We start from the raw sequence: 15,237 nt of genomic DNA on the forward strand, positions 1-15,237 counted from the left end.
GCCTGAACCAGAGGAACCGCCACCGCACACACAGGCGCCGTTGCAACCGCAAGTCGTACCTGTGGAAGCGCCGATAATCATTTGGCGTAGCTTGATGCTTGAGCAGTAACGGGAAAGGGTCGCCGAAAGATGAGCCTTTTTGTTTGTGCCTGCTCACGATGTTTCAGGTTGCGCCGGCAATTCACACACAGAATATGGCATTTCGCCACCTTTCCAATTGACACCCCCTCCCCACCACGTTAAAAACCCTGTCTTGCTGCTGCCTTTTATCGAGACATGGATGTTGTCGCCCCCCCCGCTGTTCAAATACCGCCGCTATTGGCTGGCGGCCCTCATCGTGCTGCTGGCGATCCTCGATCCTTTCGGCCTGGCCAGTTCCAGCGACAAGGCGTCGGCGCAGTGGCTCAACCGGATGTTCGCCAGCCACTACGCCCATGAAGGGCAGCAGCGGGTGGCGGTGGTGTTGATCGATGACGCGTACCTGATGCGCAACGCCACCTCCTGGCCGATGCCCTATGGCGAGCAGAGCAAGTTGTTCAAGCGCTTGCTGGCGTTCAAACCCAAGGCGGTGTTTGTCGACTTGCTCTACAGCCATGACCACTCTTTCGGCGACCCGGCACGGGGCAGTCAGTTATTGGCGAATGTGTTCGAGCGCTATCAACGCCAGGGCATTCCGTTGTGGCTGGCCAATACCGGGGTGGCGCGGGGTGAGGCAGGCCAGGCCAATACGCTGGCACCGTTTGTCGAGGTCAGCCGCCCGGGCCTGGTGGCATGGGATGGAGTCGATGACAAGTACCCGCTGGCGGTGAATACGCCCATAGGCCTGATGGAAACACCGGCCCTGGCGCTGTACCGCGCATTCTGTGGGACACAGGCCTGCCCATCGCCGCCGGTGGACGCCCAAACCGCCGCACGCCGGCAACCGATCGCGGTGCAATGGGGGCTGAAGCTGGCACCGGAACAGGCGCGGATCGCCGACGTGCGCCACTGCGCACCGGCGCGGCATTTTTTGCTGGATGGCCTGGCGCAGTTGCTTCAGGCGGTGTTCTGGAAACTCGATGACTCGGAGCAGGCACGCTGCCCTTATACGCTGACGTTGGCGGCCAGCGACCTGGAAGTCAGCGACCCGGACGACCAAGCCCTGGTCGCCGAGTTGCTGCGCGACCGTCTGGTCCTGGTCGGGGCCAATATCACCTCGACGGGTGATCTGGTGGAGTCGCCGGTACACGGCCAGCTACCTGGCGTTTATCTGCATGCCATGGCCCTCGACAACCTGATCAATGCGGGCATGGACTATGACCATGAGCCTGCCAACTTCCCTGGCCTGCCCTTTAATTGGCTGGACCTGCTCGAACTGGGCCTGCTGGCGTTGATAGCCGTGCTCAAGGCGCTGCACGCGCGGCGGCTGGCGGGTCAGCGCACCTGGAGCCGGTGGCGGCGCCAGGAAATCTGGTTTTTTTCTTCGCCGTGCCCGTCATGGCTGCTGGTGATGTCGGTGCTCGTCTCGGTGAGTGTGCTGCTGAGCGTCAGCCACATCACGCCGGTGAACGTGTTGGGCATTGTTTTGCTGTCGTTGGTGCTGTTCAGCGAACGTATCGAAGCCTTCTTCGATCGCGATCGTTGAGCGCGTCGCTTTGTCATTTGACTCAAGGAATCCAAGGATGAACAGAAGTCTGATCGTCGTGCTCGTTGCACTCTTCACCCAGGGTGCCTGGGCGGAAACCCACAGCATCAAGGCGTTTCTGGCCGACCCGGTGGCGGTGCTGGATGAACAAGGTAAACAACAGCGCGAGCTGCCGAAAAAAGACGCGCCGACCCAACCCGTCCCCGTGTTGCAGTACAACAAGGCGCTGGATCTGGTGCAGGTTGAGCTGGCGGGTCAGAAGGTCTGGCTGGACACCATGGACCTGCGCATCGAACCGCCACTCAATGTGGTCGACCTGCCCTGCCAGGGCCTGACCAAGAGCCAGACCAAAGACAGCCGCAACAACTCCACCATCGGTTTTGGTGCGGGCTGCAATCAATAAAAGGAGCGGTGCGGTGAAGGGATCTCTATTGGCAGCCAGCTTACTGGCCAGCACGGTACTCAGTGGTTGCGCGACGTTGAAGGGCGCCGACCAGGCGTTCCTGAACCTGGTGGGTCCGTCGACCCAATCCAGGGTCCAGGGCCACTACGTGGATAACACCGACGTGCGCCAGTACTACAAGCTCGACCCGCAACGCCAGAGCCAGCAGCGCTTGAGCTATGACGGGCGCGCCGTACCGGCGGCCGAAGCACGCCAGCAGAACCTGGTGGATATCCCGATGCTGCAGGTGTATCTGCAGGGGATTGTCACGCGCCTGTCCAAAGGTTGGCCGGGGGAGTTGCCGGCCTTGCAGGTGAAAATCACCGACAGCTACAGCTTCGGGCCCTCGGCGGACCCTTACGGCAATGTGTTCGTGCCGCTGGGCATGCTGGACAACGTCGGCAGCGAAGATGAAATCGCTGCAATGCTCGGCCACGAAATGAGCCACGTTCTGCTGCATCACCATGACCGCATGGCGGCCTTCCAGCAGCAGAAAGAGATGTTCACCACAGTGGCCTCCACCGTGGCCTTGGCCACCATGGCCGCCGATACCGGCGTGGACCGCAGTTCCGGCACGATGAAGCTGTTCAGCAAAGACCCCGCCGGCACCCAGAAAACCATCGGCAACACCGTGCTCTACACCACGTTGGCCAACACGTTTTCCGACCATGTGTGGAGCACCGCGTGGGGCCGCACCCAGGAAGACCAGGCCGACCTGCTCGGCACCGACTTGATGATCCGCGCCGGTTACGCGCCCCGTGCCGCCACCCATAGCCTGGAGCGCCTCAACGACTTCCAGGGCAAACAGAAACCGTTGCTCAGCGGCTTCCTGACCGCGCGCAAGAACGCCATGCAGGATTCGCTGCAGCAGTTCAATCTCAACCGCTTCACCCAGGAGCTGGACGTGCTGGTCAAAGATGGGCTGACCACCAGCATTTCCGCGACCACCCAGTATTTCAATCGCTCCCACATGTCGGCGATGGATCGCGACACCGAGTTGCGCCAGTACCTGCAGCGCGAGTACCGCCAGGAGCGCCGCGCGCGCATCAACCCCGAGAGCTGGGCGAAGATCAAAAGTACGCCACAAGTGGCCAAGGCCATGCAGGGCTACAAGGACGCCTACTTCGCCAACGACGCCCTGGAGAAAAACAAGCTGCCTGCGGCCGACGGGTTTATCCGCAAAGCCCTGGCCTCGCCGGTCAAGGACCAGCCAAGCATCCGGCGCACGGCGTATACCGTGCGCCTGGCCCAGGGCAACAGCGGCGAAGCCTTGAAAGAGTTGCAGGCCATCAAGGACTGGAGCCTGGCCGGCCCGTCGACCTATGACCTGATGATCAGCTACCACCTCAAGCGCGGCGACGGGCAATCGGCACTGGCGATGATCGATAAGGCCGAACGCAACCTGGGCTCGGAAGAGCTGTTCATCACCGAGAAGTTGCTGGCCAACCAGCAACTGCAGAACGCGCAGCAGGTGCAAACCGTGCTGCGCAAGTGCGAGCAATACCCGACCCGCAAGGCAAACTGCAAGAAACTGGCGCCAGCCAAAGCCTGAGGCTGACGATTTAGCCTACAGAGCCCTCCTCCTTCCCGCGGCGCTTTTTCCTAACGCCCGGGAAGACCGCTCCTCTCGCCCACCCCACCTGTTCTTCGGTATAAACGTTCGCTTTCTGCGTTGCGAACGGACTCCCATGAACGCCATAAAACTGCTTTTCCTGCTGATCATTTTTCCCTTGCTGCTGGCCGGCGTTGGAACATGGCAATTGCAGCGCGCCACCGAGGGCGCGCGGGTTCCCGAACAAGCCCAAGCCTATGTCAACGTGCTGATCGGCGTGGCCGCGCTGGCCGGTACGCAATGGGCGGGGCGGCGCGCGCAACAGTCGCGAGAACAGTTGCTGCAGGTATTTTCCCTGGGCAGCCGGTTGTTGCCCTACGTGCTGGTAAGCCAGGTGGTGGCGATGGCGAGGTGCTGTTGCAGATGGCGCAGCTGTGCATCGACAACAAGAGGATCGAACCCTTTGAAGGCCTGACGCTGATGACCGACTACGTCAACGCATCCCTCGCCCGCAAGATTCTGCAAAACCGGCAGGACTGAACCCGCGACATAAAAAAACCCCGAACCAGTCGGGGTTTTTTATCGCCTGCAATCAGGCGCGACGCCGGATCAATTAGAAAACGTTGATCGGGTAGTCGGCGAACAGGCGGAATTCGTTACCGCCTACGTTGTACTTGTCAGCGTTGTTGGAAACGCGCAACCACGAGGCACGAGCACGCAGGCTCAGGTCTTTGACCGGGCCGCTCTGGACGATGTACTTGAACTGGTTAAAGATTTCACGCTCGGTGCCATCGCCACGGCCACTGCCGTCGTCGATGTTGGTACCGCGCACGTAAGCCACGTTGTAGGTCAAGCCAGGTACACCGAAGGTAGCGAAGTCGATGCCGTAGGCCGCTTGCCACGAACGCTCGTCCTTGCCGTTGAAGTCGGACCAGTAGGAGTTGGCCAGCAGGATGGTGTTGCCGCCGTCGCCGATGCCGCCATCGTTGCGGTAGCCGCCGTACAGGTAGCCGGTGTCGCCGGTGCTGCGCTGGTGAGCGACGGTGAAGCTGTGCGGACCAACAGCCCACGTGGCGCCCAGGCTCCAGATTTTGTTGTCGCGCGCGTCTGCATCACCTTGGTTTTCCAGGGCGAAGCTGCGATCCAGCTTGGTCTTGTAGCCGTTGAAGTCAAACGTCAGCGACTGCTTTTCCGGCAGGGCCAGTACGTAGTTGACGTTGACGTATTGCTTCTTCAGCACGTCCTGCATGTCGGAGGCGTACAGCGCTGCCGACAGGCTTTCGGTGAATTTGTAGCTACCACCGATGTAATCGATGCTTTTCAGACGGCCGCTGTCGGTACCTTCAGCGCTCTTACGCGCTTCCTTGGTGAAGTGACCCGCGTCCAGTTGCAGACCTTCGATCTCTTTGGAAACGATCGAGGTACCGGTGTAGGTTTCCGACAACAGACGAGAGTTGTCGTAAGCCAGCACGGGCACGTTCGGGAACTGGTCGCCGTACTTGAGCACAGTGTTGGACAGGCGGAACTTCACCGCCGCGCCGCCTTTGGCCAGGTCGTTGGCAGCCGAGCCGCTGTCGCCTTGCTTGAAGAAGTCGATACCGCCCGCGCCGCTGCGGCCTTTACCGCCGTCCAGGCGAATGGCGTATTGGCCAATCACGTCCACACCCACACCGACGGTGCCTTGGGTGAAACCGGACTCGAACTTGCCGATGAAGCCTTGGCCCCATTCGGCCTTGTCTTGCTTGCCGTTCTTGTAGTCACGGCTGATGTAAGCGTTACGTGCGGCGATGTTCAGGTGGCTGTCTTCAACGAAACCCTTGGATTGCTCCTGGTCGTTTGCCATGGCTGTCGATGCGCTCAAAATCCCCAGAGCGATCAGACTCATCCGTTGTTTCAACATTTCTTATATTCCTTATTTCTGGTTGAGTACGCGCTATGACACCAGGCTCCATATTGCTGTTTTGGTGTCGACTTTTTCCGAAAAAAACAAAGCCCGCGGACGACTGAACTGCCGCGGGCCTTTTCTTATTGGTTAAGTCATGGCTGTTAGCCACAGGCGTTAGACGCAATGCTAGTCTCGCGTTGAACTATGTGTCAATTTCGCGAATCGTCTGTATTTAGGCAAAAAAATTCTAAGCCACGGCCTACAGCGCTTTGGCCATCGCCTGGAAGTCTTATCCATACAGAAAAAATACGGACTCACTAACATATTTTATAAGTCGAACGCGTGGGAACAGGCATGCGCCCAAATGCAAATAATTGTCATTATTCTCAAGTAAGGTCTTATGCGCTTAAGCGAACCATGTGACGCAGATTCAGCCCGAAGATCTGTCGTCACATCATGGTGAGGGGAACCTGCCGTTTCTGAGACTGAACCGACTTTAAATGAGAGCCTGCTCGCGACAGGTATAGCTCAATCACTTATTCAGTGAAGGGCACACCGCAATAGCGAACATGTTCCCTCGCCGATGGTTGATCGGCGAGTTCTCAGTTATTCATCAATTCGCACAATGCGTGCATTTCTTCGTCGCTGAACAAGCCTGCCGGGTAGCGCTCACTCATCACACTGAATAAATCGGGCGGCTGCCTGACCTGCCGTGAGCCATGTGCCTTCAACCAGAGCGCCAGCGCATGGATTTCGTCACTGTTGACTCGCACGGGGTGGAACGTGCGCGTGTGCATCAAGTTGATATCGACATTCATTTCAGCGCTCTCTCCTACTGCATGAGCGGCTAACTTACTCAAGGTTTATGACAGAACTGCGCAGTCATCACCGTGGGCCACTGTGACAATACCAATACAAGAGCTATGCCAATGTGCAGTATTTATAGGCAGTTGGACACAAAAAAGCCCACGGCCTTACGGGGCCGCGGGCTTGCTGTGAACGCTAGAACCGAGTGGCGCTCGGTCGTCGCTCCGACGTTGTTACAACCGCACTCAATTTTTCTGCGGGGCAGGCTGTTGTTGGGTCAGGCAATGGATATTGCCCCCACCCAGTAACAGTTCGCGGCCCGGCACCATCACCACTTCGTGCTGCGGGAACAGGTTCTGCAGGATTTCACGGGCCTGGTTGTCCAGCGGGTCGTCGAAGCTCGGCGCGATGATGCCGCCGTTGACGATCAGGAAGTTGACGTAGGAACCGGCCAGACGCACGGAAGGGTTGCGCTCCTGGCTGCCGTCCATCGGGTCCACACCCGCGCACTCTGCTTCGGTGGCATAAAGCGGCCCCGGAATCGGCATTTTATGCACTGTGAACGAGCGGCCCCGGGCATCGGTGCTGCTTTGCAGCACGTCCATGGCGGCATGGCAGCGTGAGTAGTTCGGGTCTTGCGGGTCGTCGGTCCAGGCCAGCAGCACTTCGCCCGGGCGTACATAGCAGCAGAAGTTATCCACATGGCCGTCGGTTTCGTCGTTGAACAGGCCGTCTGGCAACCAGATGATCTTATCCACAGCCAGGTTGGCGCTCAGCACCGCCTCGATGGCTGCACGGTCGAGATGCGGGTTGCGATTGCGGTTGAGCAGGCATTCTTCGGTGGTGATCAGGGTGCCTTCGCCGTCGACATGAATCGAGCCGCCTTCCAGCACAAACCCTTCGGTGCGGTAGCGCGGCGCACGCTCGATCTCGAGGATCTTGCCGCCGACCTGCGCGTCACGGTTCCACGGCGCATACAGGCCGCCGTCAAAACCGCCCCAGGCGTTGAAATCCCAGTTTACGCCGCGCACTTCGCCACGGTTGTCGATCACGAAAGTCGGGCCGGTGTCGCGCACCCAGGCGTCGTCGCTGGACATTTCCACCACACGGATATTGGGCACGTCGAGGCGGGCACGGGCGTTTTCGTACTGGCCGGCGGAAACCGCCACGGTGACCGGCTCAAAACGCGCGATAGCCTTGGCCACCGCCACGTGCGCGGCCTGCGCCGGCTTGCCACCCAGGCGCCAGTTGTCCGGGCGCTCGGGCCAGATCATCCAGGCCTGGGTCTGTGGCGCCCATTCGGCAGGCATATGAAAGCCATCGGCGCGAGGTGTGCTGTGCAGGGTGGTCATGGCGATCAGGGCTCCGAAAGGGTGAAGGCCGACTTTATAACCGATAAAAATCGGCCTTAAAAGCATCAAAACAATATAGCCGATAAATATGACAGCATTTAACCGATAACAATCGATTATTTATAGCTGTTCATCCAGCACCTTCGACAGCATGTCGACAAAGAAATCCACACTGCGTCTGGAGGTGACCATCGGCGGCTTGATCTTGAGAATGTTCAGGTAATCACCGGTCGGCTGCATGAAAATCCCCAGCTCACGCAAGCGGTCGCACAGCAGTGTGGTCTCTTCGGTGGCAGGTTCCAGGGTATGCCGGTCGCGCACCAGCTCCAGGCCCAGATAGAAGCCGGACCCATGAACCGCGCCGACCAACGGGTGACGATCGATCAGGGCTTCCAGCCGCGCCTTGAAATGCGCGCCGACCACTTGGGCGTTTTCCCAGAGCTTTTCTTCCTCCATCACATCCAGCACCGCCATGCCGATCCGGCAACTGACCGGGCTGCCCCCCGAAGACGAGAAGAAATACCCCTCGGCCTCCAGCGCCTCGGCAATCTCGCGACGGGTGATCACCGCCCCCAACGGCTGACCGTTGCCCATGCCCTTAGCCATGGTAATGATATCGGGCACCACGCCCTGCTCTTCAAAGCCCCAGAAGAAATGCCCCATGCGGCCATAACCCACCTGAACCTCATCGGCGATGCACACGCCACCTTGGGCGCGCACCAACGCATACACCTGCTGCAAATAGCCCGGCGGCAGGGAGATGCCCCCGGCATTACCATACACCGGCTCACAGATGAAGCCGGCCAGTTGGCGCTGGCTCGCGGCGATTTTCGCCAAGTTGTGTTCCACACTTCGCACGTAATCCGGCGCGCTGTCCTGCCCGTGGAACTCGCCGCGATAGGTATTGGGCGCGGTCACCGGGTGAACCCAGTCCGGACGACTGCTCAAGGCCTTGGGGTTATCGGCAATCGACGTGGACACCGCATCCGCCGCCACCGACCAACCGTGGTAGGCCTCCAGCACACTGAGCATGTCGCGCCCGCCGCTGTAGGCCCAGGCCAGGCGGATGGCCAGGTCATTGGCCTCGGTGCCGCTATTGACCAGGAAGACCCGGTCCATGCCGTCCGGCGCCAGCGCCAGCAAGCGCTCGGAGAATTCGGCAATCGCCGCATAGTGAAAGCGCGAGTTGGTGTTGAGCAGCGACCACTGCCGCGCTGCCACCGCTGCCATGCGGGGGTGACCATGGCCGAGCACGGCGACGTTGTTGAGCATGTCCAGATAGGAGCGCCCCTGCATGTCGATCAGATGGTTGCGCCAGCCTCGTTCGATGCGCGGCGGATCGACGTAATAGTGCTTCTGCGAGCGCGCGAAGCTGGCGTCGCGTCGCGCCAGCAGGGCTTGGGGGTCGAGCTCGGGTTCGGCATCGCAGGCCAGCCCCAGCAGCGCCGAGGGTGACGGGCATAGCGCTTGCCACGCCGACGCCCGGCTCGGCGTGCAGAACAGCGGTGGCTCAACGTCAGCGCGGCACCATTGCACGGTCAGGGGGGCATGGACCTCGCCCAGTATTTGCCCTTCCACCACCGCCGCTCCCGCGCTCAACGAGGTGCTTACGCCCCACAAGCGCAGGCTCAACGGACCATCCTGCACGCACAGCAAGCCATCGGCACCGACACGCAGCACCCCAGCGAAGGGCGCCTCCACCGCTGTACCGTGGGGCAGGTGCAACTCGACATGCAGCGGGAACGTCTGCGGCTCGGTGGCGCTGTCCGGGCAGGTGCGCGACAAACGGTATTGGCCGTAGCGACTGGCGGCCAACCCGTGAACCGCCGCAGCCTCGTCCAGTAAGCGCCGGTCAATCCCCGGCTGCTCCCAATTGCCCGCTTCGAAGTGTGGGCTGAGCACTCCCAGGTCGATCAGCGCGAACTCGCGTCCCACCAGCCCCGGCAAGAGCGGCGCGAACCCCTCGCTGGCGATCGGTGGCAGCGTCTGCCCGACACAGAGCAGGATCGCCGCCTCCATCAATTCAAACGGCACCGACGTTGCAACCTGGAAAATTTCCCACTCATGCTCGGCGTTTTTCAACAGGTAGTCGTTATCGGGGTCCAGGCGTTGCTGCTGTTCGCTGCTGAGCACCAGCACCGCCGCACGGGCGACGATCAGCGGCCATAGCGCCTGCAGTTCTTCGCGCTGCAACGGCGTAACGGCATGACAGGCCTGGATTGCCGGCAAAATGGCAAAGGGATCGCCCTGGGCATGGTGCAGCAAGGCGGCGCAGGTCACCGACAGGTCGGCGATGCGCCAGGTGTGTACCAGATCGCCGAAATCGATCACCCCCTGGATCTGCCAATGACGCAGGGCATCGCGCTGCCAGACCACATTGTCATCGGTAATGTCCATGTGTACCGCTTGCCACGGCAAGTGATCCGCCAGGGGCCGAATGCGCTCACCGACCTGCTCGGCGACTTGCTCCAATGCCGCGCGGTGGGGCAGGTCTGGCAGGGTCGCCAGCAGGTGGCTGATCAGTTCCTGCGCGTGGCGCGGGTCCCATTGCAGGGTCCGCTCCAGGCCCGGATGCGCAAAATCGGCCAGCGCCTGGCTCATCCGCCCGCACAAGTCACCGAAGCCTGCGATGACCTCGCGGCCCACGTGAGGCAGGTGGGTCAAGGGCTGGCCGTCGATGTAATCCAACAGCCGCAGGTGCAGGGTTTGCCCGTCGACGGTCACGGTCAGCAGGTCCTCACCGGTCAGGGCCTTGATGACTCGGGGGACGCGCAACCCGTCCTGCGCCTGCAAGGCGTGGAGCGCGGCATGCTGGGCGTGCAATTCGACGGCGGCGTAGTCGCCCAGGCAGATTTTCAGAACAAAGCGGCCATGGTTGGTGTCGACGCTGTAGTTGAGGTCTTGTTGGCTGCCCAGGGACCGTAAGGTGCCAGTGAGGCCGTAATGCTGCTCAAGTAACCGAATCGCCTGGTCGGGCCCCACTTGCGGGCAGGGTAGGCTGGCGCGATGGATCAACGTAGCGAGCAACATGGGGCGACCTCGGTTTTTTTGTCAGGCGCTTATATCGCCATTATTGAGGGGGGTTAGGCAACCCCTTCGCATACCGTGCTTGCGCGACCCTGCCGCACAACTCAAGCTATGCTCCATCCGCTTAACGTCCGTCCAAGGAAAAGGCCCTCCGAACATGCGCATTCTTGTCACTGGCGGCGCTGGTTTCATCGGCTCTGCCCTGATCCGCCACCTGATTCAACACACCGAGCACGAAGTGCTCAACCTGGACAAACTGACCTACGCCGGCAACCTGGAGTCGCTGACCAGCATCGCGTCCAACAGCCGCTATGAGTTCGTCCAGGCCGATATCGTCGACCAGGCCACCGTCAGCGCCGTGCTCGCGCGCTTCGAGCCCCAGGCGATCATGCACCTGGCGGCCGAGTCCCACGTGGACCGTTCCATCGACGGCCCGTCGGATTTTATCCAGACCAACATTGTCGGCACCTACAGCCTGCTGGAAGCCGCCCGCGCGTATTGGCAAACGCTCGCAGAGCCGGCCAGGAGCGCGTTCCGCTTCCACCACATCTCCACCGACGAGGTGTACGGCGACCTGCACGGCGTGGACGATCTGTTCACTGAAACCACGCCCTACGCCCCCAGCTCGCCCTACTCGGCCAGCAAGGCTGCGTCCGACCACCTGGTTCGCGCCTGGCAGCGCACGTATGGCCTGCCGGTATTGCTGACCAACTGCTCGAACAACTACGGGCCGTTTCATTTCCCCGAGAAGCTGATCCCCCTGGTGATCCTCAACGCCCTCGCTGGCAAGCCGTTGCCAGTCTATGGCGACGGCTTGCAGGTCCGCGACTGGCTGTTCGTCGAAGACCACGCCCGTGCGTTGCTCAAGGTGGTGACCGAAGGCGTGGTCGGCGAGACCTACAACATCGGCGGCCACAACGAGCAGAAGAATATCGACGTGGTACGCAGCATCTGCGCCCTGCTGGAAGAGCTGGCACCGCAACACCCGGCCGGTGTCGCGCACTTTGCCGACCTGATCACCTTCGTCAAGGACCGCCCCGGCCACGACCAGCGCTACGCCATCGATGCCAGCAAGATCGAACGCGAGTTGGGCTGGGTGCCGCAAGAAACCTTTGAAACCGGGCTGCGCAAAACCGTGCAGTGGTACCTCGATAACCTGGAATGGTGCCGCAGAGTCCAGGACGGCAGTTATCAGGGCGAACGATTGGGCAATACCGACATGAAGGATCTGCTTGCATGATGAAGGGGATCGCATAGGCCCACGGGCCACAGTGGCAAGACGCATTGCGCGAGTGTCTTGCACAGCAGCACTAGGCATAATGCGCCTGTACCCTCAGGCGCATGACTCCCATGACCCCACCCCTCCCGCGAAGACCCCGCTGGCGCAGCCTCGCCCTGTTGGCGCTGTGCCTGGCGCCGCTGCTGTGGCCGCTGGAGCACCTGGCCGAGCGCTACTACCGCAGCGAACTGGCCGGGCAGAACCGCCAGACCCTCGACCTGTACGTCGCCAACCTGCTGGGCACCCTGCACCGCTATGAAGTGCTGCCGCAGATCCTCGGCGACTTGCCAGCCCTGCGCACCGCGCTGGCGGCACCGCAGGTCAGTACCAACCTGGCCAACGCCAACCTGTTGCTCAAGGACGTCGCCGCCCAGGCCGGGGTCGAAGTGATGTACCTGATGGACACCACCGGCAAGACCCTCGCTGCGTCCAACTGGGACAAGCAAGACAGCTTCGTCGGGCGCAATTTCTCGTTCCGCCCGTATTTCAGCGAAGCCATGGCCGGACGCCTGGGCCGATTCTTCGGCTTGGGCACCACCTCGGCCAAACGCGGCTACTTCTTCGCCGCCGCGGTGCGCGACGGCGAGAAAGTCATCGGTGTGCTGGTGGTCAAGGTCGACCTGGACCACACCGAAAGCCTGTGGGGCAACACCCCCGAGCAACTGCTGGTCACCGACCACAACGGCGTCGTGATCCTGACCTCGCGCCCGCAATGGCGGTTCCGCGCCACCCGGCCACTGACGGACGAAGAGCACCAGGCGATCATCGCGATCCAGCCCTACCCGACCCGCGATCCGCAACCGCTGGCCTTGAGCCCGACGGCCTGGCTGCGCCAATCCACGGCCATCGCCGAAACCGGCTGGAACGTGGCGATCCTCGCGCCACAATCGTTGATCAACCGCCCGGTACGCACCGTGGTCGCGGTGGGCGGCGCCACGCTGTTGGTGCTGATGTTGCTGCTGGGCCTGATGATGCAGCGCCGTCGGCACTACCTGGACCGCATCGCCTTCGAAGCCAAGGCCCGACGCGAACTGGAAATGCGCGTGGCCGAGCGTACCAGCGACCTGGAAGGGCTCAACCGGCGCCTGAAACAGGAAGTGCTGGAGCGTGAACATGCGCAGCAGGAACTGGTGCGCGCCCAGGACGACCTGGTGCAGGCGGGCAAACTGTCGGCGCTGGGCACCATGTCGGCGAGCATCAGCCACGAGCTCAATCAGCCCCTGGCGGCGATTCGCAGCTACGCGGAAAACGCCGAAATCCTGCTCGACCATGAGCGAACCGACGACGCGCGCGGCAATCTCAAACTGATCAGCGAACTGACCGGCCGCATGGCCTCGATCATCGCCCACTTGCGCGCGTTCGCCCGCCGCGATCGGCATGCGCCGGAAAGCGTCGCCCTGCAACCGGCGCTGGACGACGCGCTGGCGTTGCTGGCCAAACGGCGGCGCGCGATGGAAGTCGAGCTGATCCGCGATTTGCCCGAGGCGACCTTGTGGGTCGAGGCCGGTGAAACCCGTCTACGCCAGGTGCTGGGCAACCTGCTGGCCAATGCCCTCGACGCCCTCACCGAAAAAGGCCCGCCGCGCAAACTCTGGCTGAGTGCCGAAACCACCGAGCAGGGCGTCAACCTGTACATTCGCGACAACGGCCCGGGGTTTTGCATGGAAGCCCTGGGACGCGCCAGCGAGCCGTTCTATACCACCAAGACCCGCACCCAGGGCCTCGGGCTGGGCCTGGCGATCTGTGACACCTTGATGCGTGCCTTTGGTGGCGAACTGCTGTTTGCCAACCACAAGCAAGGCGGCGCGCTGTTAACCTTGAAATTGCGTGCCGGCTCGCCGGGCGTCAGTCTGCAACCGTCCGAGGACCGCAGTGTATGAGTATCGATAACCAGATTCAGGTGGTGTTGATCGACGACGATCCACACTTGCGTCAGGCCCTGTGCCAGACCCTGGACCTGGCCGGGCTGAAAGTCCTGCCCCTGGGCGAAGCCACCGGCCTCACCGCACAGCTGTCGCGGGATTGGCCGGGCGTGGTGGTCAGCGATATCCGCATGCCTGGCATGGACGGCCTGGAGCTGCTGGCCGAGCTGCACGGCCAGGACCCGGAGCTGCCGGTGCTGCTGATCACCGGCCACGGCGATGTACCGCTGGCGGTGCAGGCCATGCGTGCCGGTGCGTATGACTTCCTCGAAAAGCCGTTCGCCAGCGACGCCCTGCTCGACCGCGTGCGCCGCGCCCTGGCCCTGCGCCGGCTGGTGCTGGATAACCGCAGCCTGCGCCTGGCCCTCAGCGATCGCCAGCAATTGAGCACGCGCCTGGTCGGGCATTCCCCGCAAATGCTGCGCCTGCGCGAGCAGATCGGCGCGCTGGCGGCAACCAAGGCCGATGTACTGATCCTCGGCGAAACCGGCGCCGGCAAAGAGGTGGTCGCCCGCGCACTGCACGACTTGTCGAGTCGGCGTAGCGGGCCTTTCGTGGCGATCAACGCCGGCGCGCTCGCCGAGTCGGTGGTCGAAAGCGAGCTGTTCGGCCACGAGCCGGGCGCCTTTACCGGCGCGCAAAAACGCCGCATCGGCAAATTCGAATTCGCCAACGGCGGCACATTGTTCCTCGACGAAATCGAAAGCATGAGCCTGGACGTGCAGGTCAAGCTGCTGCGCCTGCTGCAGGAGCGCGTGGTCGAGCGCCTGGGCGGCAATCAACTGATCCCGCTGGATATCCGCATCATCGCCGCCACCAAGGAAGACCTGCGCCAGTCCGCCGACCAGGGCCGCTTCCGCGCCGACTTGTATTACCGCCTCAACGTCGCGCCGTTGCGCATTCCACCGCTGCGTGAGCGCGGTGAAGATGCGTTGATGCTGTTCCAGCACTTTGCCGACGAAGCCAGCAGCCGCCATGGCCTGCCGCTGCACGAATTGCAGCCGGGCCAGCGCGCGCTGCTGCTGCGCCACAGTTGGCCGGGCAATGTGCGGGAATTGCAGAACGCCGCCGAGCGCTTCGCCCTGGGCCTGGAGTTGGCGCTGGACAACACCCCGGACAATCTCTCCGCCGGCCTGCTGACCTCCACCCCCGGCGGCCTGAGCGAACAAGTCGAACAGTTCGAAAAAAGCCTGATCGCCGCCGAACTGAGCCGCCCCCACAGTTCCCTGCGCAGCCTCGCCGAAGCCCTCGGCGTACCGCGCAAGACCCTGCATGACAAACTGCGCAAGCACGGCCTCAACTTTGCCGACAGCGCCAGCCACAGCAGCGACGACGAATGACCCACCC

The 15,237-nt window shown here is 62.0% G+C and carries 11 protein-coding genes; 7 read left to right on the forward strand and 4 right to left on the reverse strand.

All coding sequences use genetic code 11. The features are described 5' to 3' along the window. The first annotated feature begins 280 nt into the window (after positions 1–280). The 4 genes from C5F70_RS23170 to C5F70_RS30675 all read left to right on the forward strand — a co-directional run bounded on the left by C5F70_RS23170 (position 281) and on the right by C5F70_RS30675 (position 4,093). Complete coding sequence (locus tag C5F70_RS23170) at positions 281–1,624, forward strand: CHASE2 domain-containing protein (RefSeq protein ID WP_104904117.1); 1,344 nt, start codon at positions 281–283, stop codon at positions 1,622–1,624. 37 nt (positions 1,625–1,661) lie between these two features. After that, on the forward strand, positions 1,662–2,027 hold the full coding sequence (locus tag C5F70_RS23175; protein WP_017848541.1) for a hypothetical protein: 366 nt from the start codon (positions 1,662–1,664) through the stop codon (positions 2,025–2,027). A gap of 13 nt (positions 2,028–2,040) precedes the next feature. Then, positions 2,041–3,618, forward strand: a complete 1,578-nt coding sequence (locus C5F70_RS23180; protein ID WP_026140221.1) for a M48 family metallopeptidase — start codon at positions 2,041–2,043, stop codon at positions 3,616–3,618. 136 nt (positions 3,619–3,754) lie between these two features. Continuing rightward, positions 3,755–4,093: a hypothetical protein gene (locus C5F70_RS30675; RefSeq protein ID WP_158683881.1), complete on the forward strand. Its 339-nt coding sequence runs from the start codon at positions 3,755–3,757 to the stop codon at positions 4,091–4,093. Positions 4,094–4,231: 138 nt separating this feature from the next. Here C5F70_RS30675 and C5F70_RS23190 read toward each other — a convergent pair whose 3' ends face one another. From C5F70_RS23190 to C5F70_RS23205, 4 genes are all read right to left on the reverse strand, one after another. Continuing rightward, a complete protein-coding gene (locus tag C5F70_RS23190; protein ID WP_104904119.1) occupies positions 4,232–5,518 on the reverse strand; it encodes an OprD family porin in 1,287 nt (428 codons plus the stop codon). 587 nt (positions 5,519–6,105) lie between these two features. After that, entirely contained in the window at positions 6,106–6,321 is a 216-nt protein-coding gene (locus C5F70_RS23195) for a hypothetical protein (RefSeq protein ID WP_017848546.1), read from the reverse strand. Between the two features lie 234 nt (positions 6,322–6,555). Beyond that, positions 6,556–7,662, reverse strand: a complete 1,107-nt coding sequence (gene aguA / locus C5F70_RS23200) for an agmatine deiminase (RefSeq protein ID WP_104904120.1) — start codon at positions 7,660–7,662, stop codon at positions 6,556–6,558. Positions 7,663–7,782: 120 nt separating this feature from the next. Further along, positions 7,783–10,692: an aminotransferase gene (locus tag C5F70_RS23205; protein WP_104904121.1), complete on the reverse strand. Its 2,910-nt coding sequence runs from the start codon at positions 10,690–10,692 to the stop codon at positions 7,783–7,785. Positions 10,693–10,846: 154 nt separating this feature from the next. Here C5F70_RS23205 and rfbB point away from each other — a divergent pair, with 154 nt between their 5' ends. The 3 genes from rfbB to C5F70_RS23220 all read left to right on the forward strand — a co-directional run bounded on the left by rfbB (position 10,847) and on the right by C5F70_RS23220 (position 15,230). Then, complete coding sequence (rfbB, locus tag C5F70_RS23210; RefSeq protein WP_046488737.1) at positions 10,847–11,929, forward strand: dTDP-glucose 4,6-dehydratase; 1,083 nt, start codon at positions 10,847–10,849, stop codon at positions 11,927–11,929. A 110-nt stretch (positions 11,930–12,039) separates the two neighbouring features. After that, complete coding sequence (locus C5F70_RS23215) at positions 12,040–13,848, forward strand: ATP-binding protein (RefSeq protein ID WP_104904122.1); 1,809 nt, start codon at positions 12,040–12,042, stop codon at positions 13,846–13,848. Further along, complete coding sequence (locus C5F70_RS23220) at positions 13,845–15,230, forward strand: sigma-54 dependent transcriptional regulator (RefSeq protein WP_017848554.1); 1,386 nt, start codon at positions 13,845–13,847, stop codon at positions 15,228–15,230. Before C5F70_RS23215 ends, C5F70_RS23220 begins: the two co-directional genes overlap by 4 nt. The last annotated feature ends 7 nt before the right edge of the window (positions 15,231–15,237 follow it).

This window comes from Pseudomonas sp. LH1G9 (genome assembly GCF_002949975.1).
GTDB classification, from domain to species: Bacteria; Pseudomonadota; Gammaproteobacteria; order Pseudomonadales; family Pseudomonadaceae; genus Aquipseudomonas; species Aquipseudomonas veronii.

What these genes read in the sequence shown, in the direction of transcription:
- C5F70_RS23170 (WP_104904117.1), top strand. Translation starts at nt 281, where the DNA reads ATGTTGTCGCCCCCCCCGCTGTTCAAATACCGCCGCTATTGGCTGGCG.
- C5F70_RS23175 (WP_017848541.1), top strand. Translation starts at nt 1,662, where the DNA reads ATGAACAGAAGTCTGATCGTCGTGCTCGTTGCACTCTTCACCCAGGGT.
- C5F70_RS30675 (WP_158683881.1), top strand. Translation starts at nt 3,755, where the DNA reads ATGAACGCCATAAAACTGCTTTTCCTGCTGATCATTTTTCCCTTGCTG.
- C5F70_RS23190 (WP_104904119.1), bottom strand. Translation starts at nt 5,518, where the DNA reads ATGTTGAAACAACGGATGAGTCTGATCGCTCTGGGGATTTTGAGCGCA.
- C5F70_RS23195 (WP_017848546.1), bottom strand. Translation starts at nt 6,321, where the DNA reads ATGAATGTCGATATCAACTTGATGCACACGCGCACGTTCCACCCCGTG.
- aguA (WP_104904120.1), bottom strand. Translation starts at nt 7,662, where the DNA reads ATGACCACCCTGCACAGCACACCTCGCGCCGATGGCTTTCATATGCCT.
- C5F70_RS23205 (WP_104904121.1), bottom strand. Translation starts at nt 10,692, where the DNA reads ATGTTGCTCGCTACGTTGATCCATCGCGCCAGCCTACCCTGCCCGCAA.
- rfbB (WP_046488737.1), top strand. Translation starts at nt 10,847, where the DNA reads ATGCGCATTCTTGTCACTGGCGGCGCTGGTTTCATCGGCTCTGCCCTG.
- C5F70_RS23215 (WP_104904122.1), top strand. Translation starts at nt 12,040, where the DNA reads ATGACCCCACCCCTCCCGCGAAGACCCCGCTGGCGCAGCCTCGCCCTG.
- C5F70_RS23220 (WP_017848554.1), top strand. Translation starts at nt 13,845, where the DNA reads ATGAGTATCGATAACCAGATTCAGGTGGTGTTGATCGACGACGATCCA.